At 56.7% G+C, this 26681-nt stretch carries 30 protein-coding genes, 1 tRNA gene and 5 pseudogenes; 13 read left to right on the top strand and 23 right to left on the bottom strand.

The window, feature by feature from the left end; translation table 11 throughout:
- Positions 1–20: 20 nt before the first annotated feature.
- From BK662_RS35015 to BK662_RS35100, 5 genes are read right to left on the bottom strand one after another with little or no spacing between them, the layout of a single operon-like run.
- Entirely contained in the window at positions 21–1241 is a 1221-nt protein-coding gene (locus BK662_RS35015) for a phosphoribosylanthranilate isomerase (RefSeq protein ID WP_221179088.1), read from the bottom strand.
- Positions 1238–2293 carry an anthranilate phosphoribosyltransferase gene (gene trpD / locus BK662_RS02375; RefSeq protein ID WP_123356381.1) on the bottom strand — a complete coding sequence of 352 codons (1056 nt, stop codon included), beginning with the start codon at positions 2291–2293 and terminating at the stop codon, positions 1238–1240. Before trpD ends, BK662_RS35015 begins: the two co-directional genes overlap by 4 nt.
- Positions 2290–2901 carry a cysteine hydrolase family protein gene (locus tag BK662_RS02370; protein WP_123356379.1) on the bottom strand — a complete coding sequence of 204 codons (612 nt, stop codon included), beginning with the start codon at positions 2899–2901 and terminating at the stop codon, positions 2290–2292. The genes trpD and BK662_RS02370 overlap by 4 nt, the downstream gene beginning before the upstream one ends.
- A gap of 27 nt (positions 2902–2928) precedes the next feature.
- A complete protein-coding gene (locus BK662_RS02365) occupies positions 2929–3870 on the bottom strand; it encodes an LLM class flavin-dependent oxidoreductase (protein ID WP_123356377.1) in 942 nt (313 codons plus the stop codon).
- Complete coding sequence (locus BK662_RS35100) at positions 3867–3989, bottom strand: hypothetical protein (protein ID WP_259695866.1); 123 nt, start codon at positions 3987–3989, stop codon at positions 3867–3869. The genes BK662_RS02365 and BK662_RS35100 overlap by 4 nt, the downstream gene beginning before the upstream one ends.
- Positions 3990–4403: 414 nt before the next feature.
- Here BK662_RS35100 and BK662_RS02360 point away from each other — a divergent pair.
- Positions 4404–4940, top strand: a pseudogene (locus tag BK662_RS02360) (transposase); the annotation flags it as partial.
- A gap of 209 nt (positions 4941–5149) precedes the next feature.
- Here the strand turns inward: BK662_RS02360 and BK662_RS02355 are convergent.
- A complete protein-coding gene (locus tag BK662_RS02355) occupies positions 5150–6067 on the bottom strand; it encodes a LysR family transcriptional regulator (protein WP_123356375.1) in 918 nt (305 codons plus the stop codon).
- A gap of 115 nt (positions 6068–6182) precedes the next feature.
- Between BK662_RS02355 and BK662_RS02350 the strand changes: the two genes are divergently transcribed.
- Both BK662_RS02350 and BK662_RS02345 read left to right on the top strand, forming a co-directional pair.
- Complete coding sequence (locus BK662_RS02350) at positions 6183–7376, top strand: serine hydrolase domain-containing protein (protein WP_123356373.1); 1194 nt, start codon at positions 6183–6185, stop codon at positions 7374–7376.
- Positions 7373–8563 (top strand): MFS transporter, encoded by a 1191-nt coding sequence (locus tag BK662_RS02345; RefSeq protein WP_123356371.1) that lies wholly within the window; start codon positions 7373–7375, stop codon positions 8561–8563. The genes BK662_RS02350 and BK662_RS02345 overlap by 4 nt, the downstream gene beginning before the upstream one ends.
- Before the next feature lie 692 nt (positions 8564–9255).
- On the opposite strand, the gene BK662_RS02335 is transcribed toward BK662_RS02345, so the two are convergent.
- Positions 9256–9777, bottom strand: coding sequence for a hypothetical protein (locus BK662_RS02335; protein ID WP_123356369.1), 522 nt, complete (start codon positions 9775–9777; stop codon positions 9256–9258).
- A 124-nt stretch (positions 9778–9901) separates the two neighbouring features.
- On the opposite strand from BK662_RS02335, the gene BK662_RS02330 reads away from it, so the two are divergent.
- Both BK662_RS02330 and BK662_RS02325 read left to right on the top strand, forming a co-directional pair.
- Positions 9902–10804, top strand: a complete 903-nt coding sequence (locus BK662_RS02330; protein WP_123356367.1) for an AraC family transcriptional regulator — start codon at positions 9902–9904, stop codon at positions 10802–10804.
- A 293-nt stretch (positions 10805–11097) separates the two neighbouring features.
- Positions 11098–11334 carry a hypothetical protein gene (locus tag BK662_RS02325; RefSeq protein WP_123356565.1) on the top strand — a complete coding sequence of 79 codons (237 nt, stop codon included), beginning with the start codon at positions 11098–11100 and terminating at the stop codon, positions 11332–11334.
- A 278-nt stretch (positions 11335–11612) separates the two neighbouring features.
- Here BK662_RS02325 and BK662_RS02320 read toward each other — a convergent pair whose 3' ends face one another.
- Both BK662_RS02320 and BK662_RS02315 read right to left on the bottom strand, forming a co-directional pair.
- Positions 11613–12098, bottom strand: a complete 486-nt coding sequence (locus BK662_RS02320; RefSeq protein WP_123356365.1) for a P-loop nucleotide/nucleoside kinase family protein — start codon at positions 12096–12098, stop codon at positions 11613–11615.
- Between the two features lie 123 nt (positions 12099–12221).
- Positions 12222–12425: pseudogene (locus tag BK662_RS02315) on the bottom strand (tyrosine-type recombinase/integrase); the annotation flags it as partial.
- Between the two features lie 60 nt (positions 12426–12485).
- Between BK662_RS02315 and BK662_RS02310 the strand changes: the two are divergent.
- Entirely contained in the window at positions 12486–13163 is a 678-nt protein-coding gene (locus BK662_RS02310) for an SOS response-associated peptidase family protein (RefSeq protein ID WP_123356363.1), read from the top strand.
- Positions 13164–13469: 306 nt separating this feature from the next.
- On the opposite strand, the pseudogene BK662_RS02300 reads toward BK662_RS02310, so the two are convergent.
- Together BK662_RS02300 and BK662_RS02295 are read right to left on the bottom strand one after the other, a co-directional pair.
- Positions 13470–13904 (bottom strand): annotated as a pseudogene (locus BK662_RS02300) (lysis system i-spanin subunit Rz); the annotation flags it as partial.
- The gene (locus BK662_RS02295; protein ID WP_123356357.1) at positions 13905–14108 is read right to left on the bottom strand and encodes a hypothetical protein; all 204 of its coding nucleotides are present in this window, start codon (positions 14106–14108) and stop codon (positions 13905–13907) included.
- A 115-nt stretch (positions 14109–14223) separates the two neighbouring features.
- Between BK662_RS02295 and BK662_RS02290 the strand changes: the two genes are divergently transcribed.
- From BK662_RS02290 to BK662_RS02285, 3 genes and pseudogenes are all read left to right on the top strand, one after another.
- A complete protein-coding gene (locus tag BK662_RS02290; protein ID WP_123356355.1) occupies positions 14224–14682 on the top strand; it encodes a hypothetical protein in 459 nt (152 codons plus the stop codon).
- A 198-nt stretch (positions 14683–14880) separates the two neighbouring features.
- Positions 14881–15045, top strand: coding sequence for a hypothetical protein (locus tag BK662_RS34720; RefSeq protein ID WP_185047064.1), 165 nt, complete (start codon positions 14881–14883; stop codon positions 15043–15045).
- Between the two features lie 171 nt (positions 15046–15216).
- Positions 15217–15735: pseudogene (locus tag BK662_RS02285) on the top strand (LysR substrate-binding domain-containing protein); the annotation flags it as partial.
- Positions 15736–15857: 122 nt separating this feature from the next.
- Here the strand turns inward: BK662_RS02285 and BK662_RS34715 are convergent.
- On the bottom strand, positions 15858–16001 hold the full coding sequence (locus BK662_RS34715) for a hypothetical protein (protein WP_185047063.1): 144 nt from the start codon (positions 15999–16001) through the stop codon (positions 15858–15860).
- Between the two features lie 442 nt (positions 16002–16443).
- Between BK662_RS34715 and BK662_RS35095 the strand changes: the two are divergent.
- Positions 16444–16802: pseudogene (locus BK662_RS35095) on the top strand (hypothetical protein); the annotation flags it as partial.
- A gap of 6 nt (positions 16803–16808) precedes the next feature.
- Here the strand turns inward: BK662_RS35095 and BK662_RS02275 are convergent.
- The 9 genes from BK662_RS02275 to thrS all read right to left on the bottom strand — a co-directional run bounded on the left by BK662_RS02275 (position 16809) and on the right by thrS (position 24265).
- Positions 16809–16885, bottom strand: a tRNA-Pro gene (locus BK662_RS02275).
- Positions 16886–16974: 89 nt separating this feature from the next.
- Positions 16975–17331, bottom strand: a complete 357-nt coding sequence (locus BK662_RS02270) for a MerR family transcriptional regulator (RefSeq protein WP_003179985.1) — start codon at positions 17329–17331, stop codon at positions 16975–16977.
- Entirely contained in the window at positions 17312–17614 is a 303-nt protein-coding gene (gene ihfA, locus BK662_RS02265; protein WP_002553164.1) for an integration host factor subunit alpha, read from the bottom strand. The genes BK662_RS02270 and ihfA overlap by 20 nt, the downstream gene beginning before the upstream one ends.
- Before the next feature lie 3 nt (positions 17615–17617).
- Positions 17618–19999, bottom strand: coding sequence for a phenylalanine--tRNA ligase subunit beta (pheT, locus tag BK662_RS02260; RefSeq protein WP_123356354.1), 2382 nt, complete (start codon positions 19997–19999; stop codon positions 17618–17620).
- Between the two features lie 26 nt (positions 20000–20025).
- Positions 20026–21042, bottom strand: coding sequence for a phenylalanine--tRNA ligase subunit alpha (pheS, locus tag BK662_RS02255; RefSeq protein ID WP_007905876.1), 1017 nt, complete (start codon positions 21040–21042; stop codon positions 20026–20028).
- A 109-nt stretch (positions 21043–21151) separates the two neighbouring features.
- Positions 21152–21508 (bottom strand): 50S ribosomal protein L20, encoded by a 357-nt coding sequence (gene rplT / locus BK662_RS02250; RefSeq protein ID WP_007905879.1) that lies wholly within the window; start codon positions 21506–21508, stop codon positions 21152–21154.
- A gap of 28 nt (positions 21509–21536) precedes the next feature.
- The gene (rpmI, locus tag BK662_RS02245) at positions 21537–21731 is read right to left on the bottom strand and encodes a 50S ribosomal protein L35 (RefSeq protein WP_002553160.1); all 195 of its coding nucleotides are present in this window, start codon (positions 21729–21731) and stop codon (positions 21537–21539) included.
- Positions 21732–21791: 60 nt separating this feature from the next.
- Entirely contained in the window at positions 21792–22343 is a 552-nt protein-coding gene (gene infC / locus BK662_RS02240) for a translation initiation factor IF-3 (RefSeq protein WP_172435341.1), read from the bottom strand.
- Entirely contained in the window at positions 22343–24265 is a 1923-nt protein-coding gene (gene thrS / locus BK662_RS02235; RefSeq protein ID WP_123356352.1) for a threonine--tRNA ligase, read from the bottom strand. Before thrS ends, infC begins: the two co-directional genes overlap by 1 nt.
- Before the next feature lie 374 nt (positions 24266–24639).
- Here thrS and BK662_RS02230 point away from each other — a divergent pair, with 374 nt between their 5' ends.
- Entirely contained in the window at positions 24640–24942 is a 303-nt protein-coding gene (locus BK662_RS02230) for a hypothetical protein (protein WP_123356350.1), read from the top strand.
- 290 nt (positions 24943–25232) lie between these two features.
- Positions 25233–25445 (top strand): cold-shock protein, encoded by a 213-nt coding sequence (locus BK662_RS02225; protein WP_007905882.1) that lies wholly within the window; start codon positions 25233–25235, stop codon positions 25443–25445.
- 72 nt (positions 25446–25517) lie between these two features.
- Here BK662_RS02225 and BK662_RS02220 read toward each other — a convergent pair whose 3' ends face one another.
- Both BK662_RS02220 and BK662_RS02215 read right to left on the bottom strand, forming a co-directional pair.
- The gene (locus tag BK662_RS02220; RefSeq protein ID WP_123356348.1) at positions 25518–25835 is read right to left on the bottom strand and encodes an I78 family peptidase inhibitor; all 318 of its coding nucleotides are present in this window, start codon (positions 25833–25835) and stop codon (positions 25518–25520) included.
- A 164-nt stretch (positions 25836–25999) separates the two neighbouring features.
- Positions 26000–26305, bottom strand: coding sequence for a hypothetical protein (locus BK662_RS02215; protein ID WP_123356346.1), 306 nt, complete (start codon positions 26303–26305; stop codon positions 26000–26002).
- Positions 26306–26437: 132 nt separating this feature from the next.
- Here BK662_RS02215 and BK662_RS02210 point away from each other — a divergent pair, with 132 nt between their 5' ends.
- Positions 26438–26644: a hypothetical protein gene (locus BK662_RS02210; protein ID WP_123356343.1), complete on the top strand. Its 207-nt coding sequence runs from the start codon at positions 26438–26440 to the stop codon at positions 26642–26644.
- The last annotated feature ends 37 nt before the right edge of the window (positions 26645–26681 follow it).

The raw sequence follows: 26681 nt of genomic DNA, 5'->3' as shown, positions 1-26681 counted from the left end.
TGTTCTCGCTCTTGCAGACGTTAATAGGCAACGCTGACCACGCTGGACGTTGCCCCGGACACTCGCACCCGAATCAGGGTCTTGACCTCCAGGCCTGTGACCTCGCGCACCCGCTCCACGCCGGCGTAGTCGAGTTTTTCGGCCACACAGATAATCTGCTCGACATGCGCGCCAGCCCGTCGTACAGCCTCTATCAAGCCGATAAGCGTTCCGCCGGTGCTGATCAGGTCATCGACAATGACCACCCGATCACCAGGCTCGACGCCGTTCAGGTACAACTCGCCCGAAATATACTCACAGTCGAAGCCGACCTTGACCTGCCCTTCGAGCCCCGACGGATACCAGCCCGCGATGCCAAATGGCAGGCCGCAGAGCAACGAGACAGCAGCCAGCAGGACCCCGCCCTTGTCCTCCTCACCCACCAGTTTCAACCCTGGGGAGAGTTCTGCTGCCTCGCACACCCGTTGCGCCGCCACGTGCAGCAATCGCGCCGGGGTCGCGGGCACCTGCTCGGTGAGCGAGTTGATCAGGAACTGCTTGCCGTTGACCTCCACCAGTGGCCGGTCATGGAAGGCGTCGCGCAGGATATCGACTTCACCCAATGCGACCTTTTCCAGACATGGTTCCTGGCCGGCTTTTTCAACCGCCGAGACAAAGGCGCGCATTTTGGCGCTGTCCTTGGTGGTGGCGGTTGCTGAGACGCCGCTGCTGACATCCACCCCGTCAGGGTTCAAGGCCTCCATCAGGTGCCGCACGTTGTTTACATTCAAGCCTCCGGCGACGATTACCGGGCGTGAAAAATGACCACGGCGCAGCAGCTCCCAATCGAAACGCTGTCCCGTACCACCGTCCTGCCCTTCAACGTAGGTGTCGAACAGATAGGCGCTCACCTTATAGCTATTGATCAGGTCAACATCCACTTCAGCGGCGACACGAAAGCCTTTGATCACGGGCTTATCGATCTGCTGGCAATACTCATTGCTCTCATGGCCCTGCAATTGGACCATCGAGATGCCGGAGCGCTTGATCGTATCCAGTACGACGGGCAACGGCTCATCGACAAATACGCCGACAGTGCTGATAAACGGCGGCAGCCGGTTGATGATGCCGCGCACCACTTCGGCACTGACCTGGCGCGGGCTTGGCGAAAAGACAAAACCCAGTGCATTGGCGCCGGCACCGACTGCCGCCAACGCATCCTCCAGCGTGGTGATGCCACAAATCTTGATGGTTGTTTTCATAATCCCTGCCCTAAAAATCCTTGAAAAACCTGACAGGCCTTGCCGCTATCAATCGCTGCGCGGGCCATGTTTGCACCTTCCAGGAAACTCTCCGCCCTGGCACTCAACACCAACAGCGCGCTCGCCGCGATAACCACCGCATCGCTGCGCGGCCCTCGCTCGCCTTCAATGACAGAGGTGCACAGTTGCGCGTTGCGTAGGGGGTCACCACCGGCAAGGTCCTGCATACGGCAAGCGTCAACGCCGAAGTCACGCGGATGCAGGCTGAACGTCTCGACAGTGCCGTGACGAACATGCGCAACCAGGGTTTCGCCGACACAACTGACCTCATCGAGGCCATCGATGCCATGCACCACGAAGGCTTCTTCGCGACCCAGTCTGAGTAGCGTGTCGGCCATCAGTTCAAGCTGGGAGCGGCGTGCGACGCCGATCAGCTGACGCTTGACGCCCGCCGGGTGAACCAGCGGGCCCGCCAGGTTGAAGAGGCTGCGTACGCCGATCTCACGCCTGATTTCACCGATACGCGGCGCAAACCGGTGAAAGCTGGCGGTGGCCACAAAGGCAAAGTTGTACGAGGCGAGGTCCGCGCGGATTTGCTGCGCAGTACTGCGTTGCTCAACATTCACGCCCAGCGCAGCAATCATGTCGCTGCTGCCACAATGGCTGGTAACGCTGCGGTTGCCGTGCTTCACAACCGGCACTCCCGCCGCTGCGGCCACAAAGGCAGCTGTGGTGGAAATATTGAAAGTACCGGCTCGGTCACCACCCGTTCCGCCGATATCGACCGCGTTGTCGAAGCCGGTCTGCAAGGGTGTACTGCGGCTCAAAATGGCATCGACCGCCCCTGCAATCTCATCCGCCGTCTCACCTTTGCGACTCAAGGCAACCAGCGTGGCGGCAATTTGCAGGTCGCTGAACTGGCGATCGAGAATGGCCTCGACCACGTGCCTCGTCTCCAGTCGGGTCAGATTGGCCCGTTCTTCGACCAACTGGCGAATCACCTGATGGTAATCGGCACACGGCAGCTGTTTGGCCCCCTGTATCGCGCTCATGTCGGCACCTCGCAGCTGTCACGCATGTGTTGCATGACCGACTCCACAGGCAAAACCCGGCCAAGCACATAACCGATATGTTCCAGGGCCGCCAGGTGGCGAGCCTCACTGGTACCCGCCACGCATTCGTGCGGCACCCAGACCCGGTAATCCAACTGCAAGGCGTCCTGGGCGGTAGCACGCACGCAAACGTCGGTCGCGACACCGGTCAACACCAGCGTATTGACGCCCAGGCCCTTGAGCAGCAAGTCCAGGTCTGTCGCAAAGAAGCCGCTGTAACGGCGTTTCACCAGGACATAATCACTCTCGTGGGGGCGTAGTTCGTCGATGATCTCGATCCCCGGCGTACCCTCGACGCAATGCTCGGTTTCGCCGTATTCAAGTTCCAACCCGAAATCGACTTTCTGCTTGCGATGCGACTCGCGGGTATAGATAACCGGGATCCCCAAGGTGCGCGCCAACCCGGCCAATTCGTGGATCATCGGCACAATGGCGCCGGCGCCCTTGCAGGCGATGGGTGCGTCTTCGTCGACAAAATCGTGTTGCATATCGATCACCATCAACGCGATGTTGTGCGTGGCGCCGATCGTTGTGAAAGGTCGTTGCATGGAGCTCTCCCATTCCATTGAGATGAGTCAGGCGAAATCGTTAGCGACTATCCCTGCCAGGGCGGCATAACTGTCTCGGGTCGCAGCCAGGTCATCCAGATGGTCGAAGCACATGATGTGCAACACGCCGAAACCGCCGGACTGTTCCTGCATGTCCTCGATTCGCTGCCTGACCGTCTCGGCAGAACCCACGATCCAGCAATGCTGGGCGACATACTCCACCGTCACATCGCTGTCTGGCACGTCGGGGTGATGCTTGAGTAGTCCCAAGGCGTTGTTACCCGCCAGCATCGGCAGGTAGTCCTCGCGGAAATAGCGGCCCATCTCACCGCCCACCGAACGACGCCAGGCCTCTTTATCGGTGTCGGCGACGAAGAACGGGCGGCTCACCCGCCACATGTCTCTTGACGGCGCAACGCGCCCAGCCTCAAGCGCCCCGCGTTCCACGGCCGCCCAATGGGTATGCAGGTACTGCGGGGTGAAGCAAAAACTGATGGGGATCCAGCCATTGGCACCGGCGAGTCCCAGGGTGGCGGATGAGGCCGAAAGGCCCGTCACACCAATCGGTGGGTATGGCTGTTGGAATGGCTTGAGGTGGTAACCCGAACATTTGTCCATCTGATCGGCAGGCCGCCGGACGGTCCAGTACTTACCGCGATACTCAAAGGGGCCTTCGCTTTCCCAAAAGCGGGTCATGATCGCGATCGACTCGGCGGTCATCTCGCGATGCGCGCCAGACTTGTGATCAATGTTGAACATTTCAAGATCGAGGTTGGTGCCACTGGCCCCGATTCCGACCATGAGGCGTCCTTCGGAAATATGGTCGAGCCAACTGATGCGATGCGCCAGTTCCGCAGGGTGATGGAAAGGCAACATAAAGGCCCCGGGAGCCAGTTTGATGCGTTTGGTTTTGAGGAAGGCTTGCGCGATCAGCAGATCGGGTGAAGGGCATGGCTCTGACGGCATCATGTAATGCTCGCGAAACCGATGCGGTCCAGATATTCCAGCGTATCCAGATCGTGAAAATGGCCGTCGCGGATGGATCGATGGCGCGGATGCGCCGGCATCATAAAAGCTCCCAGCTTCATCAGGTGTTCCCCTTAGGTCCGTCTATCGTATAGGCTTGTACATACACGTACACGTAAGCAATTTTGCAGCCAGTCTTCTCCATCCGTCTTCGTTCAGGTGCACCAAAACGCCTGAAAGCCGCGCAACTCATTAGAACCAATATAAAAAAAAAGCGAAAAAAATAAATCCGCCAGACCTTTGGATCGGTGAGCTTTGAGGTTTTTACACCGGAGTGGCACATTTAGTAACGGGCCGCCGGAAATAAGTGCGTGATGGTGACAGCTGAAGAGTGCGTTGGAAAATGGCGAGGTCCAAGCCAGCCCCGGTCTGTTATCCATGCCCCAAAAAGGTTAGGGAAACTCCGAAAACCACTTCCGAATCTGGCAGTGTACGAAAAGTAGCGGGTGCCTATCCGCCGGCCATAGCACGGCCGTTATTACAAAGGTCTGGAAATCCTTGCTTGCGAGCAAGCCGGCATCACTACTTTCGTGCCGAAACCCCTGACATCAGGCAGCAAAGCCGAAGGCCGATTTGGTAAGCAGGACTTCATCTGCGTTGCTGCATCGGACGAGTATCGATGCCCTGCGGGACAGTTACTGACCCGGCGGCATTCTTCGGTGGAAGACGGCATGCTACTGCACTGTTATTGGTTCTCGGGCTGCCAGTCCTGCGCAATGCACAAGCAATGTACGACGGGTAAGGAGCGCCGGGTAAAGCGCTGGGAACATGAAGCCGTAATCGATGCGATGCAGGTACGGCTGGAAAATGATCCAACGATGATGAGGCGTCGCCGATAGACCGTTGAACATCCTTTTGGAACGCTCAAATACTGGATGGGAAGTACCCACTTCCTGACCAAAACCCTACCAAGGGTAAGCACCGAAATGAGCCTTCACGTGCTCGCCTACAACCTCAAACGGATGATGAGCATCTTCGGCATATCAGGACTGCTTGAAGCGATCTGGGCGTGAATCCAGCCGTTTGATCGACCGTGAGTGGCTGTTTGGGCCGCTGACGCGGCCCAAACAGCATTTACGAACGCCTATGTAGCTGACGAGGGCAATTCGCGCTTCAGTCTGCTGGTTTCGCAGGCAACGCCCGTAGCTCTCAACTTTCGACGTATTCAGTGCGTTTTTACACAGCCTGGACCCTTAGCTGCCCGTTGATCAATAACGGACGTTTAGAGTAGTGAAAATAAATCCGTCCCCTTTCTCCCCGGAAAAACCCGGGCGCAGAGGAAGTCGACGAATACCCGCACTTTGGGAGAAGGGTGTTTACTGGCAGGCCAGAGCAAATGAAACTCGCCATTGCGCTCTGTGTGCTCTGGCAAAACGGTCCACAGCTGCCCCTCGGCGAGCGCCTGCCTCACGGAGAACTCCGGCAGGTAGGCGATACCCAGTCCCCGCAAGGCAAAGCACAAACGGGTTTCGATGGTGTTGCAGATCATCGAAATGGGCAAGGCTAACTCGGGCTCCTCAGCAGTACGACGCAAGGCCCAGGTTTCCAGCTTGCCGCTATTGGGGAAACGGTAATGCAGGCAGCTGTGTTGCAGCAGATCGGTTGGTACTTTTGGCGTACCACGCGCTGTCAGGTAGTCCGGCGAGGCGACCAGCAACGAACGGAATGAACCGAGCTTACGCGCCGATAAACGCGAATCCGTAGGCGCGCCGGTTCTGACCACGACGTCGAAACCTTCCTCGATCACATCGACCAGGCGGTCGCTGAAGTCTAGGTCCAATTCAATGGCCGGATACTCACGCATAAAGTCGCCGAGCACCGGATGTACCAGCGAACTGACCAAGGGCAGGCTGACCCTCAAGCGTCCACGTGGAGCGACGCTGGCTTGCGATAGTTCCAGTTGAGCCGCCTCGATTTCTGCCAGAATCCGACGGCTGCGCTCCAGAAACAGCATGCCTTCGGCAGTCGGCGTGACGCTGCGCGTGCTGCGGTGAAACAGGCGAACACCGAGCTTCTCTTCCAGCCGCGCCACACTCTTGCCGATGGCCGACGCCGACACCCCCAGTATTCGGCCGGCCGCAACGAAACTGCGATTTTCAGCGACCTGCACAAACACCACAAAGCCATTCAAGCTGTCCATGCTGCCCTCCATTGCGGATGTTCTGCTCCGCATAAAGTGGAACTCTACCCCAGTTTTTCTTTAATCCTAGACTTTCTATCGTGGCGGGGCTCTCCACTCTCAGAAGGAACTGCACATGCCCCTCCCCGAAGTCGCTTTATCCACGGACACGCTTACACGTCAGTTGTCCGCGCGCATTGAAGCAACGGTCCAGCAGGCGCTGGAGCAGCAGCGCCTGGTTGGCGCGGTAATACTGGTGGCCCGCGATGGCGAGTTGGTCCATCGCCAGGCGGCCGGCTGGGCCGACCGCGAGAAGCGGTTGCCGATGAGCGTAGAGGCGGTGTTTCGCTTGGCATCGGTCAGCAAACCTATTGTCTCGACGGCGGCCCTGGTGTTGGTAGCGCAAGGCCGTCTTGGTCTGGATGACAGCGTTGAGCGGTGGTTGCCCGAGTTTCGGCCACAGTTGGCTGATGGACGTGCTGCCCGCATCACGGTGCGGCATTTGCTTAGTCACACGGCGGGGCTTGGCTATCGCTTTTTCGAAGCCGATGCGCATGGCCCCTATGCACAGGCCGGCGTCTCGGACGGTATGGATGCGTCCACCGTTAGCCTCACCGAGAACCTGAGCCGCATCGCCAGCGTGCCGCTGCTGTACGAGCCCGGCACGGCCTGGGGCTATTCGGTGGCAACCGATGTACTGGGGGCGGTGATTCAGCGGGTAATGGGCGAGCAACTGGCTGATGCGGTGCGCCAGCTCGTGACTGATCCGCTGCGCATGACCGATACCGGCTTTGCCGCCCTGGACCCATCGCGCGTGCCTACCGCCTACGTCAGTGCGACTCCCGAACCCCATGCGCTGGCCGAAGGCGAGATCGTTTCGCCGTTCGAGGGGGCGATCGGCATCCCGTTCAGCCCCGCCCGCATCTTCAACCCGCAGGCGTTTGCGTCGGGTGGTGCCGGCATGGCCGGAACAGCCGAGGACTTCCTGCGCCTCCTTGAAACATTGCGTCGCGGCGGCGGTGAGCTGCTGCCCACGGCACTCGTCGAGGAGATGGCACGCGATCAAACCGGCGGCCGGGAACTGCCCGCTGCACCGGGGTTCGGCTTTGGCCTGGGGTTCTCGGTACTGTGCGATCCGGCCTTGGCGGTCACCCCCGAGTCGCCAGGCACCTGGCGTTGGGGTGGCGCCTATGGCCATTCGTGGTGTGTGGATCGACAGCAGAAGCTGAGTGTCGTCGCCTTCACCAACACGTTGTACGAAGGCATGTCGGGACGGTTCGTAACCGACCTGCGGGACGCGGTATACGGCGTCGCGGAGTTAGGCCAATGAACTCGGAAGTGCAGGATCGCATGCCTTATGCACCCTTATTGGCGCTGGCAATGGCTGCCTTCATCACCATCCTTACCGAAGCACTGCCGGCTGGTCTGCTGCCGCAGATGGCACAGGGGCTGGCCGTCTCCGAGGCGTGGGTCGGGCAAACCGTCACCGCCTATGCCATTGGATCGCTAATGGCCGCCATGCCGTTAACGGCGGCCACACAAGGATTTCGTCGCCGTCCCTTGCTCCTCGCTGCCATCGCCGGCTTTGCCATTGCCAACACGGTCACGACGTTTTCGACCAGCTTCACGTTGACGATCGCCGCGCGCTTTGTGGCCGGCGTTGCGGCGGGGCTGTTGTGGGCGTTATTGGCCGGCTATGCCGCGCGCCTGGTGCCCGCACACCGCAAAGGCCGCGCCATCGCGATTGCAATGGTGGGCACTCCCCTGGCGCTCTCGTTGGGCATCCCGACCGGAACCTTTCTGGGCAACGTCCTGGGATGGCGTATGTGCTTCGGCATCATGAGCCTGCTGGCCGTGTTGCTGATGGTATGGGTGCGCTTCAACGTGCCGGATTTCGCCGGAAAGGCTGAACAAAAACGTCTGTCGCTGCGCCATGTATTCACACTGCCGGGCATTCGCCCCGTGCTCTTCGTGGTACTGGCGTTCGTCCTTGCGCACAACATTCTCTACACCTACATCGCCCCGTTTCTGCAAGTGGCCGGCCTGGGGGCGCAGACGGATGTAGTACTGCTGGTCTTCGGAATCACATCGCTGCTGGGCATCTGGATCGTTGGGGTGTTAATCGACCAGTACTTGCGCGCGCTGACCCTCGCGAGTACCGCATTGTTTGGGATTTCAGCGATGGTGCTGGGTATAGCAGCCGCCGAACCCGTTGCCGTTTTCGTAGCGATTGGCGCGTGGGGATTAGCCTTTGGCGGCGCCGCAACGTTGTTTCAAACGGCATTGGCCCAAACTGCTGGCGATGCGTCAGATGTCGCACAATCCATGCTCGTGACTGCTTGGAACACCGCAATTGCTGGCGGGGGCATTGTGGGAGGTCTGCTACTCGACCGACTCGGCGTAGTAGCATTCCCTCCTGCACTACTGGTGCTGTTGGTGGCCACGCTGATGGTGACGTGGTCGGCCAAGCTGCGCGGGTTTCCCGTGGTGCCGGGGGTGAAATCCGATGCAATTTGAATGTGCTGATATGGTAGCAGGCAGCGGCGAACCTCGTTAACAGCACATCCCAAAGCTTTTGGACGGAAGTGGACGGCATGACAGCTATCGCCAACCTTTGCCGCGTGGTTCGAACAGGTCTGCATAGCCCCTTGAGTAGTGTCTGTACGAGATCTGCAATCCATACCCAGTGTCCGTATATGGACTCCTCCTCACCTCGGCATCTTGAGTGCCAGACTGAAGGTGCGATCCACAGTCAACCATGAGAAGGAGTCCATCCCATTGCTTCTAGCCGATTCTGTTGAAAAAGTCGGCCATGGTTTGCGCATCAGAAAAGTACGCGTCCGAGATTGAATCTGTGCTTTGAGCAGAAGGTTCAGGACTCGGATTTCACGTAGCAGCGTGCAAAAAAGGGGTTTTCCCCCATCAATATTCGAGCGTTTTGGGTAAACCGACTTTTTCAACAGAATCGGCCGTTTTCTGCTTTTCGCGAAGGACTGTTGCCGATTGCGGTCACTTAGCTGTTCAGCGACATTGGCTTATCGCCACCCGGAGGCAAGCCAAACAGCTTCCTTACCCCGTTAAGGAACGCTCCATAAGGTCGTCCCAGAAAGAGCATTATCAAGGCCGCCCCGAGTGTGCCGCGCACCAGGCCGCCCCCCGATGCACGCGGCGCAAATGGCAAGCATCTTCGCCAAGCGCGACGCTTTGGCCTAGCGGGATGCTGACGGACCGCTGAGTGGGACGATTTTGCGCAGGCGTGCGCCGTCTTTTCGCAGAGCGAACACCTGAGCCGCCACGCCAACAACAAGCGCAAGGGCTATAAAACCCAGCGCACCTTTGAGCAATGGCGAATTCGGGTCAGTGACGAAGGGGTGTCCATCGGGGACTCGACGCAACGTCTCCGAGACGGTCGGGACCATCAGGAGGAACGCCGTCAAGCTCAAAAGGATAGTTTCAAGGTACACCCTTGCGCGGCCCAGCCAGACAACAAAGCCGACTCCGTAACCGGCGAGCAACAGCACGATCGTGACCGCCCCGATCACAGGACTGATCGGTTGATGAGCCACCAGAAACACAGTAAAGCCGCCGATCAGCATCGAGACGAAATAGGCAAGGCCGGCCCGCGACCTTGGCACGATGCGCCCGTGCTTGATGAACATGTAGGCAGCCAAGGGAATGGCTGGCAGGCTTGCGAGGGTGTGTACCCAGCCAAGGGCAGAGATCCCGAACATTCGACTATTCCTTTTTTGATTGGATGATGTACATAACGCAGCGAACGTTGTTGCGTTGCCGATCAACCGCGTGAAAGCGTTATGATTCCGGGGTTCAGACTATTGAAGGCGTGGCCGGACTGATATGACGGATCTACTCGAAGACTTGACCATTCGTCCAGAGATGCAGTTAGAGGGGCTGGCCACAGGGGATCTGCTCTCGCAGGTATTAGCGCAGATTCGTCTGACCGGGGACCGCGTCTACTCCACCACGCAGGGTTTGGGTCAACGCCTGAAGCTGGACGAAAAAAGCTCGCACATCTGCGTCCTGCAAAAGGGACAGCTCCACATCGAAGGCGCTGACGGGCAGGTCCAAACGATCGAACAGGGCGACATCCTGCTGCTGCCCCACGACCCGTCATCGTTGAGCATCACCGTCTCCAAGGGACCTGCGTCGCTCGTCATCTGTCGATTCTGGTTCGATGCCAGCAGCTTCCAGGCCATGCTGTTCGCCTTGCCGTGGCTGATCCATATCAAGCAAGCCGACGCCGCAGCGTGGGCAGAAGGTATCCTGCATTTCATGCTCATCGAGGCCAATGACACGCAGCCTGGAGGCGCGCTGATGATTTCGCGCCTCATTGATCTCACCGTCATTCGCATCCTGCGAACCTGGGTTCAGCACGGCATGGCCTCAGGCTGGCTAGGGGGGTTGTCCGACGAGCGCATCGCTCGAACCCTCAGAGCCATCCATGAAAAGCCCGGGCAACAATGGCGCATCGATGCACTCGCCACAATTGCCGGCATGTCACGGTCAAGCTTCTGCGATCGGTTCAGCGCGCTGGTGGGGCGCTCACCGCTGCGTTACCAGAATGAATGGCGACTGACCCTGGCAAAAACGATGCTGGCCAGGCACAACAGCCGCATCGGCGAGGTGGGATTCGCGATTGGCTACGAGTCCGAGGCTTCTTTCAGCCGCGCCTACAAGGCGTATTTCGGACGCTCGCCACGGGACGACAACAGCCAGAGCGCGACTGAAGAGCAAGTTTGAATCAGACTCGACACCCTGCTCTATCGCTGCTGAAACGCTATTCTCAGCACCAGTGCCATGAGCAGCCTGCGAGCTTTCCTTCCCATCGACTCGACGCCGCCTGGAAACTCCCTTGAGCGTAGGTGTTGGGCGCCAGCGGATGGCCCAAAACGGCCTTTCACGAAAGCCTGTTTTGGGTCGATTCTGTTGAAAAAGTCGGCGTTCGGATTCAGTCTCTTATACAGATCCGATCCATAACGGCCGGTCCATCAGAGTTCGGGCACCATAACGACCTTAACAACAGAACCTCGAATATGAATCATGAACTTTGGCAGGAACCTGATGGCTGTCAGACCTTTTGTCTAGCCGGTGCTCAAGGTGATGGTGCGCGTGCGCTTATGCATTCGGAAGCGAAGCTTGTTTGGGAGGTCGAGGCTGAAAGTCATTTCGAAGCGATGACTAAATATTATGCGCACATGCAGTGGGGCGAATACCTGACGGACTTTCCCGAACAAGACAAGATCTCCTACAGAAAACTGGGCTGGGAATGACCAGTTAACAGTCGGATAAAACTGCGGAACCTCGCGGGTTGCTCTCGTCCGATTCTGTTGAAAAAGTCGGTTTACCCAAAACGCTCGAATATTGATGGGGGAAAACCCCTTTTTTGCACGCTGCTACGTGAAATCCGAGTCCTGAACCTTCTGCTCAAAGCACAGATTCAATCTCGGACGCGTACTTTTCTGATGCGCAAACCATGGCCGACTTTTTCAACAGAATCGGCCAATAGCAGACCTTCCAGATACCTCATTACCTTAGCGATTACTGGCCGTCAGAGACGGTGAATTTTAATCTGGAGCCCCTCCTGCTCCTCGGGTGTCCGAAAGTAGCTTGTGATCAAATCGAACTCCGCGTCGGTTGCTGCAAACTCATGCTCTGCGCGGCCATTGCGAAGATGCAACCGGCCTCGGCAAGTATCATCGTCCACCTCGATGTAGTGGACGCAGTGGGAAACCTCGACTGCGTCAGCCAAGCCGCGCAACCATTGGCGGTCCTCAGGCGTATTGGCAGGAAAATCCAGAACCACGCTTACGCCGGCATTTAGCACATCGGTGACAAGCGGGCCCACAACTTCCCGAATCTGATGCGCAAGCCTCACGTAATCGGCCACTGACTTGATTTGGTCCGGATAGAGCCGTGAGAGCCAATAATCTTCACTAAGCAAAATCGCCAACTGCTCGGCCGCCAGAGACCGAGCCAGCGTTGATTTGCCGGATGCAATTTTGCCAGACATTAAATGAAGTATTGGTTTTGGCACGGGACGTTTCCTTATGTCGAATTCTGATGATGCTTATCGAACAGTGTTGGCGCAACTGCAAGTTATTCAGCGTCAGCTTAGGGTCGGATAGCGACGGTCTACATCGACCGTCACTATGGATGATCAGACCTCCGTCTGTTCCGCCATTTCTAGGGCATCCAGGTATCTGACGGCGCTTTCAAGCTTCGTATGACCTAGCAGGAGTTGGACAGCTCTCAGGTTCTTCGTCCTGCGATAGATCAATGATGCCTTGGTTCTCCGTAGCGTGTGAGTACCGTACATGGTTGGATCAAGGCCAATAACTGTCACCCACGTTTTGACTGGACGGCCTCATAGATCGCCCGAAAACGATCGTCTAAATTTAGGATTCAGCTTGAGGGTTGAGCCATGTGCGGACGACTTTCGCAGTACCGGGGTATCCACGACTTCGTGGCGGCGCTGAGCATGCCCAATGCTCTGGTCAACACCGTTGGCGACCAGCCGCTCGAGCAATACAACATCGCACCCACAACAAGGGTCGCCCTCTTTCGCCAGGAGGGCGACACGCTGCGCGCCGATCTGGTCAGGTGGTGTTGGCGACCGCATTGGGCAACCGATCAGCCAGCGAAACCAAACGGCAGAGTCGAAAAGGTAGCGCATAGCCCATTCTACCGGGCGACCTGGCCACACCGCGCCATCACACCCATCAACAACTGGTTTGAGTGGGTCGATGAGGGCGGGCCGAAGAAGCAGCCCTATTTGATCCGGCATCGGGACGGCTCACCTATCCTTTGCGCTGCTATCGGCCAGTTTACGACCGGTGACCACGCACCCAGCGAGTATGACGGTTTCGTGATCATCACTGCCGATTCGGCAGGCGGCATGGTGGACATTCACGATCGACGCCCGGTAACACTGGCGCCCGAGGTGGCACGGGAATGGCTCGATCCGGCCACACCCAAGGAGCGCGCCGAGCATATGATGATTCAACAGGGAGAGCCATCCGAGGTCTTCGAATGGTTCAAGGTCAGCGCAGCCATTGGCAATGTGCACAACCAGGGCGCGAGCCTGATCAGACCGATCTGAAATGCTATTTGTCCCGCTGAACCCTGCAATTTACGTAGGCGCCACTCCCCGGCTTGGCACCGTACGATTGGCAAACGGCGTCATCTGTAGCGCTCTTCTCCGCCCTGGCGGCCGACAGATTTTTAAGGCTCTGCTGCCGAATCTCGTAGCCTTTTGTTCCCGGGAGACAGTCATCCCAAGCAATGAGGCCGGTCGCACAGTCGAGCGGGTGGTTTGCGCAACCCACCAAAGCCAGCACGAGCCCAGTTAAAAGCAGAATCTTCATAATTGACGGCCCTCCCCGGCCTGATCGGAGTTTGCCACCGTTTACCTACCCGAGGTAAGACCAATAGTGCCTGCCCTATTGCGCACGTAGGTCTGGCAAGCCGCCAGAGCGATCAGTCCTTGATCGCCGTCGTCGGTGATGCCGACAATTCGCTGAGCATGCGTTGGCTCAAGTCGGGCGCGCGCCCCTCCATGAACCACGCTGCTGGTTTCGGTACCGGCTGGCACTGAACAGCCACTGGCTGGATCCTCGGTAAGGAGGACTGACAGCCGCAGATCAGAAGTGGCAAGGCGATCGCGCAGGCGAGCCTGATTGGTTTGAGCATCGTTCAGTTCCTTGTAGTGGGTTTGATCGCTGACCGATAAACGCTGCACGAGCGCCAGGCGCTTGTCCTGATCGGCACGTACTTGGGCGGCGGCCGCATTACTGATAGCTGTCAGGTCATCCTGATGCAGTCGGGCCTGCTCGGCGCGCTGCTACTTTTCGAGCGCCTGACGAGTTTGAGCGGAGCCAGCGTTGGCGATCAACGCAAGATCAGCATGGCGGTTGGCTTCGTTCGTGGCGATTACCTTGCCGTAGGCGTTGGCTTGCCAGAACCACGCGGCGCTGAAGATCAGTCCTGCCAGTAATCCCGTCGACATTTTGATCGCTGCTTTATATCGAGCTATCAGAGCATTCATACGACCTCCTTTTACATTCCCTAGCGGGATCGAAAGTCCATCCTAAAAGACAGCCAAATTGAATGGGTTGACGTAGAATGAGCCGCTTTCAGACTTCGACAATCAACAGGAAATTATGAACAAGATCAGTGCGGTGGGCTTTATGGCTATGACAGCGGTATTTCTATCAGGCTGCAACGATAACGTTGAAAACAAAACCGTAACCAAGTACGGCACGGATAAATGCTTCGTGGATTTCATTGCCGGCAAACCTGACGCTATTGTATATGTTAAGCCGGGTAGAGTTGAAATCAATGGCTGGGCGTTTAACGAGTCCAAACACATTACAGCGCAAGATCTGCAAATTCAATTAACTGGCGCAAAAGGCGAACCAATAATTACCAAGGATCCTGTGCGAATTGACCGCCCTGATATAGCTAAGGCGTACAACAACAAGGAACTAACTAATTCTGGGTTTAATTTCATTTTAGATACTTCGTCGTTAGCGCCAGGGACCTACGGAGTCACTCTGCATATTCCAGAAAAAAATACGCTGTTTGTTTGTCAGTCTAAGAAATTTGTAGTGATCATGTAGGTTTTTCTGCGGATATATTGAGCGATGGTTGCAGATGCTACCGTGAGGAGTCAGCCAAGACATCTGAAATCGACCAGTTTGGCGAATCTCGCCATAGCACAATTGACGCACCCGAGGATGAACATACGTTCATCGAAAACATTATTCGATGCGTCTAGTCTGCAGGTTCCGACATAGTGAGTACAGGAGTAACCCACAATGTTCTCGCACGAAGGTGCTGGCCTGATTACGCTTTACATCGTCATGGCATTGATCGCTTTAATTGTGATCGCTCATGTTATTCATACTCACTGGCAATACCGCCAAAAGGGCATGCGTGATCAATCTCGCAGTCGTTCATACAATGAGAGCAAGCGAATCTGATACACCTACGTGTTGTGTCGATGATCCATGCCACAAGTACTCAACAAGAAACCGCCGTTTTGCTCGCGATGACGCAGGACAAGCAAACGCCTGGACCTGCACCCGATTCCCGACCATGTCGCCGGCCTGGAAAAACAGGTGCCGTCGGCCCGAACCCAGGAGCTGCACCCATGGCTGGAAGAAGCACTCAGCGAACCCATTATTCAAGCCGTGGAGAACGGGCGTGCCGATATCGGCATTTTTGCCGATAACGTACCGGCTGAGGGCCTGTACAAACTGCCCTACCCTGATGACCGACTCGTGCTCCTGGTGCCCGTCGGCCATGAACTGGCCAGTGAGCGCAGCGTGTCCTTCGCCGATACGCTTGACTTTGATTATGTGGCGCTTAACCAAGGAAGTTCGTTGCTACGCAGAATCACCGATGCCGCCGTGAGTGCGGGCAAGATCCTCAAGGTTCGAATTCAGGTCAGCAGCTTCGACGGCATCTGTCGCATGATCGAAGCAGGCTTGGGTATCGGGATCTTGCCGTTGTCATCCGTGCGTGCCGAATTGCTCGGTACCCGCCTGGTTGCTGTCGATTTGAGTGATGACTGGGCTTACCGCACCTTGTTCGTGGGGGCCAACAGTCAGACACCACTGGCCCCGGAAGCGACCAAGTTATTTGAGTATCTGAGCAGCATGCATGCCTGACCCTGTCGCAGGGTCAGCAGCGTTCTTTTTGTAACTTGGGTTGAGTACAGGCCTCCTTCCATCAACAAAACGGCGCTCTGCAAGTGATCAAGCATGGCAGTCCATCCTGGCTCTCCTACATGCTAATACCGGTGGTATTCCTGACCACCACCATGGTAGCGACCATGATCATGTCGATGACCATCACGGTCATGCCAATACGGCCAGCAGCCACCGAGCAGCAGGGTTGCTAATACCACCAGAATTAATGCAGTTGTGCGTTTCATTTGATTATCTCCAGACAGGCAGAACCTGACGCTGTACTCGTTTGATTGCACCTCATTTGAGAAGGTTCAAGCCGTGCGATCCCCTCAGCGCCCGGATCAAAAAAATGACCATTTAGCCGATACTGGCAAGAGGATCAGAGCCTGCCGCTGTCTACCGTGTAAGAGTTGTGCCTATCTCCAACGTTGTGGCCAACTCAAAGATCAATGCAGGCAAAACAAAGGTGTCGCAGGCCAAACTCGAGAGCGGCGCCGCAGCCTGCACCATTTCCGGCATCGACTGGTTCCAGGGTACTTAGGCACCCTGGATCACCAGTGCCTAATAGGTCCGGCCATCTGCTCTTTTTTGTTCTCCCGCCCTCTTCAGTCGTCCAATACCACCCGCTCTCCCTTCCACGCCCTAGGCAAACAGCGGAGAGTGGATGGCGAGGAAAATGAAATGACAGTTCACTGCATGAATGACTCGGCCTCGGAGAAGGCGTGGATCAGGGCGGCGAAGAAGTGCCAGGAAAAGTACTTGAGGCCAGCGCATGACGGACTTTTGAGAATCCGCATTCACAACCTCAAGCGTTCTTTCGGTAGGGGCTTGCATGCCGCTGTGTGACCGAGGAAGACCGGAAAGCTTTGCTCAGCACAAGAACGGCAGCACCAGTTGCCAACATGGTATCAGCAGCCGATTCGCGTGAACCGGCGCTGACAATCTTGGAGACTTGGAGAGGAAACAGGCGTGAAAAATCGAGAAGTCACGCAAATGTCACGCACATGAAAAAGGCCAATGCTGTGAACATTGGCCTAAGTCATTGAAAAATATGGTCGGGACGGAGTGATTCGAACACTCGACCCCTAGCACCCCATGCTAGTGCGCTACCGGACTGCGCTACGCCCCGACTAGGCGTGAAACCTGTTCCTCATCTCGAGGAACGCTCAAGAATATATCGCAAGCTTTTGAAAACTGGAAGTATTTAAAAGCAGGAATTTATTTCTTGAGCACCACCAGAACATCTTCAAGCTCGGCGATCATCTGGCGGATCATTTGTTTGTATTGGGTGGTGTCGTCTTTGGCTTCATCGCCGGACAAACGCAAGCGTGCGCCGCCGATGGTAAACCCCTGATCGTAAAGAAGCGCGCGGATCTGCCGGATCATCAGCACGTCCTGGCGCTGATAATACCGGCGGTTTCCGCGGCGTTTGACGGGGTTGAGTTGAGGAAACTCCTGCTCCCAGTAGCGCAGCACGTGCGGTTTTACCGCACATAGCTCGCTGACTTCACCAATGGTGAAGTAGCGTTTGCCCGGGATGACGGGTAGCTCGTCGTTATGACTTGGTTCCAGCATAAGCCTCAACTCGGGCCTTCAACTTCTGCCCTGGACGAAAGGTGACCACACGGCGAGCCGTGATCGGGATTTCTTCTCCCGTTTTCGGATTGCGGCCAGGCCGCTGGCGTTTGTCCCGAAGGTCGAAATTGCCGAAACCGGACAATTTGACTTGTTCGTTGTCTTCAAGAGCGTGCCTGATTTCTTCAAAAAACAGTTCGACCAATTCCTTGGCCTCCCGCTTGTTCAGGCCCAGCTCTTCATACAGACGTTCCGCCATCTCAGCTTTCGTCAAAGCCCCCATACGTCACTTCCTTAACGTGGCGTTCAACCTTTGTTCGAGCGAGGTGAGGATGTTTTGCGTCGTGGTATTCACCTCATCGTCATTAAGAGTGCGCGATGGATGCTGCCAGGTCAAGCCAACTGCAAGGCTTTTTCTATGCGGATCAATGCCTTTACCCTGATACACGTCAAATAACCTGAGGTCTGTCAGCCATTCACCTGCATTTTCACGGATTACGTCCAGCACAGCTGTGGCCGCAACGTCTTTATCCGCCAGCAGTGCAAGGTCACGACGCACTTCAGGAAAGCGCGATAACTCCTGGAATTTAGGCATTTTGCCCGAAGCCACTTCGGCCAGAACCAGCTCGAAAACAAAGACCGGACGGTCGAGACCGAGGGTTTTCGACAATTCAGGGTGAATCGCGCCAACGAAACCTACCAAACGGCCTTCACGTTCGATGCGCGCGGTTTGACCCGGGTGCAACGCAGGGTGTTTGCCCGGTACGAATGTGAACGAATCCAGTGCACCGGCAAAGCCCAGTACCGCTTCCACATCGGCTTTGACGTCGAAGAAATCCACGACATCGCGACCTTGTGCCCAGCCTTCCGGCAGACGGCTACCGCACACCACACCTGCCAGCATCGGCTCTTGCTTCAGGCCTTCCAGCTGACCGACGAAGCGCAGGCCGCTTTCGAACAGACGGACGCGATCCTGTTGACGGTTCAGGTTGTGCTGAAGCGCCTTGACCAGACCAGGCCACAGGGACGAACGCATGGCAGCCATGTCGTTGGAAATCGGGTTGGCCAGCAGCAGCGGCTCGACACCCGGATTAAACAACTCGAATTGTTTCGGATCGATGAAGCTGTAAGTGATCGCTTCCTGATAACCACGAGCCACCAGCAGGCGACGCAGTTCAGGCAGATCACTGCGCGCTTCGGCCTTGGCTTGCGGCGCCAGACGGGCTTGCGGGTAGCGAACCGGCAGACGGTTGTAACCGTACAGACGGGCCAGCTCTTCGATCAGGTCGACTTCCAGGCTGATATCGAAACGGAAGCTTGGCACTTCAACGCGCCACTGCCCTGCCCCATCGGCAGAAATGGTCAGGCCCAAGGCGCTGAGCAGACGCTCGACTTCGGCCGAATCCATTTCCATACCCAGCATCTGAGTAATGCGCTGGGCACGCAGGGTGATCGGCGCGATTGATGGCAGGTGCTGCTCGCTGACGGTCTCGATAATCGGACCCGCGTCACCACCAGTGATGTCCAGCAGCAGGCCAGTGGCACGTTCCATGGCTTCACGGGCCAGTTGCCAATCCACGCCACGCTCGTAGCGGTGCGAGGCATCGGTGTGCAGGCCGTAGGAACGAGCCTTGCCAGCGACAGCAATCTGGTCGAAGAACGCGCTTTCCAGGAAAATATCGCGAGTGGTCGCGGTGTTGACGCCGCTGTGCTCGCCACCCATGACGCCGGCGATAGCCAAGGCACGGGTGTGGTCTGCAATCACCAGCGTATCGCTACGCAGGCTGACTTCCTGACCATCAAGCAGAACCAGCTTCTCGCCTTCTTCAGCCATGCGTACGCGGATGCCGCCATTGATTTCGGCGAGGTCGAACGCGTGCAGCGGTTGACCCAGTTCCAGCATCACATAGTTGGTGATGTCGACGGCGGCGTCGATGCTGCGCACGTCGGCACGACGCAGACGCTCGACCATCCACAGCGGCGTAGGCTTGGACAGGTCGACGTTACGGATCACGCGACCCAGGTAACGCGGGCACGCGGCCGGTGCCAGTACTTCAATCGAACGCACTTCATCATGCACGGCCGGAACGCTGGCAATCACCGGGCGCACGACCGGGGCAGCATAAAGCGCGCCGACTTCGCGGGCCAGACCGGCCAGCGACAGGCAGTCACCGCGGTTCGGAGTCAGATCGACCTCGATGCTGGCGTCGTCAAGGCTCAGGTACTCACGAATGTCCTGACCGACCGGCGCATCGGCCGGCAATTCCATCAGGCCATCGTTGCCTTCGCCGATTTGCAGCTCGGCCTGGGAGCACAGCATGCCGTTGGATTCAACGCCACGCAGCTTGGCTTTCTTGATTTTGAAGTCGCCTGGTAGTTCGGCACCGATCATGGCGAACGGAATCTTCAGGCCCGGGCGCACGTTTGGCGCACCGCACACTACCTGGAAAGTCTCCGAGCCACTGCTGACCTGGCAAACACGCAACTTGTCGGCGTCCGGGTGTTGCTCGGTGCTCAGCACCTCGCCCACGACCACGCCACTGAATTCGCCGGCGGCCGGCGTAACGCTATCGACCTCAAGACCGGCCATCGACAGACGAGCAACCAACTCGTCGCGACTTACCTGCGGGCTTACCCAGCCACGCAGCCATTGTTCACTGAATTTCATCCTGCTCTCCTAAGAATTCGTTACGACTAGCGAAATTGCGCGAGGAACCGCAAGTCGTTGTCGAAGAACAGACGCAAGTCGTTTACGCCGTAACGCAGCATGGCCAGACGCTCAACGCCCATGCCGAAGGCAAAGCCCGAAAACTCTTCCGGGTCGATCCCGGACATGCGCAGCACATTCGGGTGAACCATGCCGCAGCCCATCACTTCCAGCCAGCCAGTCTGTTTGCAGACGCGGCAACCTTTACCGCTGCACATCACGCATTCCATGTCGACTTCAGCGGATGGCTCGGTGAACGGGAAGTACGAAGGACGGAAACGCACGGCCAGTTCTTTTTCGAAGAACACGCGCAGGAACTCTTCGATGGTGCCTTTCAGGTCGGCGAAATTGATATCGCGATCGACCAGCAGGCCTTCGACCTGGTGGAACATCGGGGAGTGAGTGATATCGGAGTCGCTACGGTACACACGGCCTGGGCAGACGATGCGGATCGGCGGCTGTTTCGATTCCATGGTGCGGACCTGTACCGGCGAGGTATGGGTGCGCAGCAACATGTTGGCATTGAAATAGAAGGTGTCATGCATCGACCGGGCCGGGTGATGGCCTGGGATGTTGAGCGCCTCGAAGTTGTGATAGTCGTCTTCGACCTCAGGGCCTTCGGCGATGCCGTAGCCGATGTGGGTGAAGAACTGTTCGATACGTTCCAGAGTGCGAGTAACCGGATGCAGACCACCGGAGGTCTGGCCACGGCCAGGCAGGGTCACGTCAATGGACTCGGCAGACAGTTTGGCGGCCAGGTCGGCCTCTTCAAACAGTGCCTTGCGGGCATTGAGAACCTCTGTGACACGCTCCTTGGCAACGTTGATCAGCGCGCCGACTTGCGGACGCTCTTCTGCCGGCAAATTCCCCAGGGTCTTCATCACCTGAGTCAATTCGCCCTTTTTGCCAAGGTAGTGAACCCGGATTTGCTCCAGGGCATTGATATCTTCAGCGCTTTGCACAGCCTCTAGTGCTTGAGAGACGAGCGCATCCAGGTTTTCCATGTACAGACTCCAGATACAAAATAGGGGAAGAGCTTGAAGGCTCTTCCCCTATTTATGACGTTTAACACCTGGCCCCACAGAGGTGAGGCCGGGTGACTGTCGGGGGTACTTAAGCCAAGGTGGCTTTAGCTTTCTCGACAATCGCAGCAAACGCCGCTTTTTCGTTCACTGCCAGATCAGCCAGAACCTTACGGTCGATCTCGATGGACGCTTTTTTCAGGCCGGCGATGAAACGGCTGTAGGACAGACCGTTGATACGTGCACCAGCGTTGATACGAGCGATCCACAGAGCGCGGAACTGACGTTTTTTCTGACGACGGTCACGGTAGGCGTATTGGCCTGCCTTGATTACCGCTTGCTTGGCAACACGGAATACGCGCGAGCGAGCGCCGTAGTAGCCTTTAGCAAGTTTCAGAATTTTTTTGTGACGTTTACGGGCAATGACGCCACGCTTTACACGAGCCATGAGTTACTTCCTCTATTCTTGACTAAAATTAACGAAGGCGCAGCATGCGCTCGACTTTTGCCACGTCAGACGGATGCAGCAAGCTGCTACCGCGCAGTTGACGCTTACGCTTGGTCGACATTTTAGTCAGGATGTGGCTCTTGAAAGCGTGCTTGTGCTTGATACCGTTAGCAGTTTTCAGAAACCGCTTAGCAGCACCACTTTTAGTTTTCATCTTTGGCATGTTCGGATACTCCGCATTCAGTTGATAAACATAATCGCAAGGCCTGCCGTGCCCTGTTGATTACTTCTTCTTTTTCGGGGCGATGACCATGATCAGCTGGCGTCCTTCCATCTTAGGATGCTGTTCGACCGAACCGTACTCGAGCAAGTCACCTTCAACTCGCTTGAGGAGTTCCATCCCCAGCTCCTGGTGGGCCATCTCACGGCCGCGGAATCGCAAGGATACCTTGGCCCTGTCCCCATCACTCAGGAAACGTACCAGGTTGCGCAGTTTTACCTGGTAATCCCCTTCCTCCGTCCCTGGACGAAACTTGATTTCTTTAACCTGAATCTGCTTCTGGTTTTTCTTGGCCGCGGCAATCTGCTTCTTCTTCTCGAAGATCGATTTGCCGTAGTCCATCAGTTTGCAAACAGGGGGTACTGCATCGGCGGAAATTTCCACCAAATCCAGTTTGGCCTCTTCAGCCTTAAGAAGCGCGTCTTCAATTGACACAATCCCAAGCTGTTCACCTTCAGCTCCAATTAACCGAACCTCGCGTGCCGAGATATTCTCGTTGATCGGGGCTTTCGGTGCAGCTCGTTTATCTTGTCTCATTTCACGCTTAATAATAATTACTCCGAATCTGGGCGACCACGCCGGGAAACCGCTTGCGCGAGAAACTCAGCGAACTGGGCGACGGGCATCGAGCCCAGGTCAGCACCTTCACGAGTACGCACAGCGACAGTCTGCATCTCGACTTCCCGATCTCCGATAACCAAGAGATAAGGAACCTTGAGCAAAGTATGCTCGCGGATTTTAAAGCCGATCTTTTCATTTCTCAAGTCAGACTTGGCACGAAATCCGCTTTCATTGAGGGTTTTTTCAACCTCAGCGGCAAAATCAGCCTGTTTATCAGTGATATTCATGATCACTGCCTGGGTCGGAGCCAGCCACGCGGGGAATGCACCCTCGTAGTGCTCGATCAGGATTCCGACGAAACGTTCGAACGAACCCAGGATCGCCCGGTGCAACATAACCGGGTGCTTGCGACTGTTGTCTTCGGAGACGTATTCGGCTCCCAGACGGACAGGCAGGTTAAAATCGAGCTGAAGGGTACCACATTGCCAGACGCGGCCGAGGCAATCTTTCAGCGAGAACTCGATTTTCGGACCGTAGAACGCACCCTCACCCGGCTGCAGATCGTACGGCAAGCCAGCGCTGTCAAGGGCTGCAGCCAGTGCAGCTTCGGCGCGATCCCACAACTCGTCGGAACCGACGCGTTTTTCCGGACGAGTGGACAGTTTCATCTCGACGTCTTTGAAGCCGAAGTCGGCATAAACGTCCATGGTCAGCTTGATGAACGCAGCGGATTCGGCCTGCATCTGCTCTTCAGTACAGAAGATGTGAGCATCGTCCTGAGTGAAGGCGCGAACGCGCATGATGCCGTGCAGTGCACCCGACGGCTCGTTACGGTGGCAGGCACCGAACTCGGCCAGACGCATCGGCAACTCGCGGTAGCTCTTCAGGCCCTGATTGAACACCTGCACGTGGCAAGGGCAGTTCATCGGCTTGATGGCGTAATCGCGATTTTCCGACTGAGTGGTAAACATGTTGTCGGCGTAGTTGGCCCAGTGCCCGGATTTCTCCCACAGGCTGCGGTCAACGACTTGTGGAGTTTTGATCTCCAGGTAACCGTTGTCGCGCTGAACCTTGCGCATGTACTGCTCGAGCACCTGGTACAGAGTCCAGCCGTTCGGGTGCCAGAACACCATGCCCGGCGACTCTTCCTGGGTGTGGAACAGGCCCAGACGCTTGCCGATCTTGCGATGATCGCGCTTCTCGGCTTCTTCGATGCGCTGGATGTAAGCCGCCAGTTGCTTCTTGTCCGCCCATGCGGTGCCGTAAACGCGCTGCAATTGCTCGTTCTTGGCATCGCCACGCCAGTAGGCGCCGGACAGCTTGGTCAGCTTGAAGGATTTCAGGAAGCGCGTGTTCGGCACGTGCGGACCGCGACACATGTCGACGTATTCTTCGTGATAGTACAGGCCCATGGCCTGCTCGTTCGGCATGTCTTCGACCAGGCGCAGCTTGTAGTCTTCGCCGCGGGCCTTGAACACTTCGATCACTTCGGCGCGCGGAGTGACTTTCTTGATCACGTCGTAATCTTTCTCGATCAGCTGCTGCATGCGCTGTTCGATGGCGGCCAGGTCATCCGGCGTGAAAGGACGCTCGAAGGCGATGTCGTAATAGAAGCCTTCGTCGATGACCGGACCGATGACCATCTTGGCCGTCGGGTACAGCTGCTTGACTGCATGGCCAACCAGGTGGGCGCAAGAGTGGCGAATGATCTCCAGCCCCTCTTCATCCTTTGGCGTAATGATTTGCAGCGTGGAATCGCTGTTGATGATGTCGCTGGCGTCGACCAGCTTGCCATTGACCTTGCCGGCCACGGTGGCCTTGGCCAGACCGGCACCAATGGATGCGGCGACCTCGGCTACGGAAACCGGGTGATCGAATGAACGTTGACTGCCGTCGGGAAGAGTAATAGTTGGCATGGCGCCTCCTCTCCTAGTGGTGACCCCTACCAAAGGTCACGTGGGTTGGGATGAGCCAGTACAAGATCCGATCCAGGCCATTCAATAACGAACGCCTGCCTTACAGCGGCAGGAGCCTTGCGGCCAACCGGAAAACCGAACCAGAGTGACTGGGATTCAAATCAGGGTTATTCGCGCATCTGCCGCTACCGGGACTGAAGGTCATCCGGAGCCTGCAAACGCCCGAGCGAGGCATGCTAGCACAGATGAACGGTCATCGCGGCGGCAAGGTTTTCTGCGGGGGCAAATCAGGCATTTTTATGCCAGAGTGCTGAACTTGAACCATGCTTTACCCCTCAGATAACAAGACATTGACCCAAAAGGAGCATCTCAGCATGCGTCTGAATCGTTTATTCGCCGTCGTCGCACCCGTCGTCCTGTTGCTGCCGCTGGCTGCCCATGCCGACTGGCCAAAGGGCGAGCGCGAGAAATACATGGCTCAGTGCACTCAGGCGGCCACTCCGCAGATCGGCGCTGCGGCAGCGAAGTCCCACTGCGCCTGTGGTGCCGACGCGATCAAATCGTATCCGGCCAGCGACATTCAGGCCCTGATGGATAACAAGGCCAGCCCCGAACTGCAACAGAAAGCGCTGGGTCAGATAGCTAAATGCAAGTCCGATGCACCGGCGAAAAAGTGAGAAAAAAGTCCTTTTAACTCGGCTCACCGCCGATAAAAAGTGATGGAATTTAGCTTTTTCGTACAAATTACGCAGGTTTTTCAGCTTTTTTTATTGTCTTTACTTTCGGCTGAAAGCCTTTTAAACCGGGGCTTTCAGCCACACGAAGCAACAAAGCAAACGCGACTGTAGGGCAAACAACACACCCGGGGGGCTCCCAAAGCGAACATTTCGACTATGATACTCCGGTGTGCCCAGTTGGCCTGAGCAGCACAGTACTACTGAAAATATATGTTTCTTGGAGATACACCATGTCTAATCGCCAAACCGGCACCGTTAAATGGTTCAACGATGAAAAAGGCTTCGGCTTCATCACTCCTCAAGGTGGCGGTGACGACCTGTTCGTACACTTCAAAGCTATCGAAAGCGACGGTTTCAAAAGCCTGAAAGAAGGCCAGACCGTTTCCTTCGTGGCTGAGAAAGGCCAAAAGGGTATGCAAGCTGCACAAGTCCGCGCAGAGTAATTTTCTGCCGCACTAAAAAAACCCCGTCCATGTGACGGGGTTTTTTATGGGTGAAACAAAAGCCTGAAGCAATCAGCCGCAGTTGACGCGGGTGATCACCAGATTGTTATCGGTGTTCAGGTTCAGGCGATCGGAACGGTATTCCAGGGTCACCATGTCATCAGGCTTGAGGAACCGGGCATTCTGCGCGCCTGCGCGGGTACGTGCCTGCTCCAGCAATTCGGGCGAAGCCTTTTTGCCAATGGTGAATTCGGCAGCCTTTGCTTCACAACGGCTGTGGCCGGTGTCGGTCGCCACAGGGTCCTTTGCCGACTCGGTGGACGTACTGCTGCAACCGGCCAGCAGAGTGACGGCCAACAAAGTACCCAATGACGCGAGCTTCCAAGGCATGAAGCCTCCTTTTTTCAATAGTTAAGCTGAGATCGTGCGACCGCCATTTTGGCGTTTGGTTTCAGGCAGGCGCCATCGCCTCACCCTCGATCCGGATAGCGGCGAGTGTGCCTGAGCATCGGCACGCCGTTCATCCCTCAATCGTGACTGAATATGAACAGCGCTCAATAGACGTCGATGTAGTCGAAAGGCGGTTTCGGCCAGTTCTGCTTGAGCGCATTGAAGATCTGCATGACCCAGACCTCATCGCTGGCCGCAACCAATCCGACATAACCGGAACCCTTTGCCCAGGTCTCCAGGCGAAACAGCAACCCGTCGATGTCTGTGCCGCCCACGATGCCCGACGAAATGTAAGCGATACCGCCCTTGGTGACCCGCAACTGGGTGTGTTCATCGTCACTGGCGCAGGCCAGTAGCTGACGCACCGCTTCGAGGGTCAAGCCGTCAGGAGTGTTCAAATCGATCTGCACAGCACGGTCCTTGAAAATTCGTCAAAGACCAAGTGTCGCATAGCCCTTCCCTCATGCCTAAGTCGGAGTGCCAAACGTCCCGCAAAATGGTTAACTCGACACTCAGCCTTTCCCGACTTCACGAGCGCCATCATGACCACCGTAAGCATCGACGCCGATATCAAAGCCAAGTGGCCACAGGGCCATAGCTCTTACAGCCCGGGCAGCCCGGAAGAGTTGGCAATCATTGGTATCGATTTGCTGGTCAAGGAACTGGGGACGCAAGCCGCACAGACATTCATCAAGCAGGTTCTAGAGAAGTACCCCGCCGACTATCTGGGCGCAACCGAGACCGAGTAGCGTAAAAACCCGCAGGCTGGCACCTGCGGGCCTATGA

The organism is Pseudomonas frederiksbergensis (genome assembly GCF_003732275.1).
Taxonomy (GTDB): domain Bacteria; phylum Pseudomonadota; class Gammaproteobacteria; order Pseudomonadales; family Pseudomonadaceae; genus Aquipseudomonas; species Aquipseudomonas frederiksbergensis_H.
The sequence above is the reverse complement of the archived record's forward strand: the minus strand, read 5'-3'. Positions and strand labels throughout refer to the sequence as shown.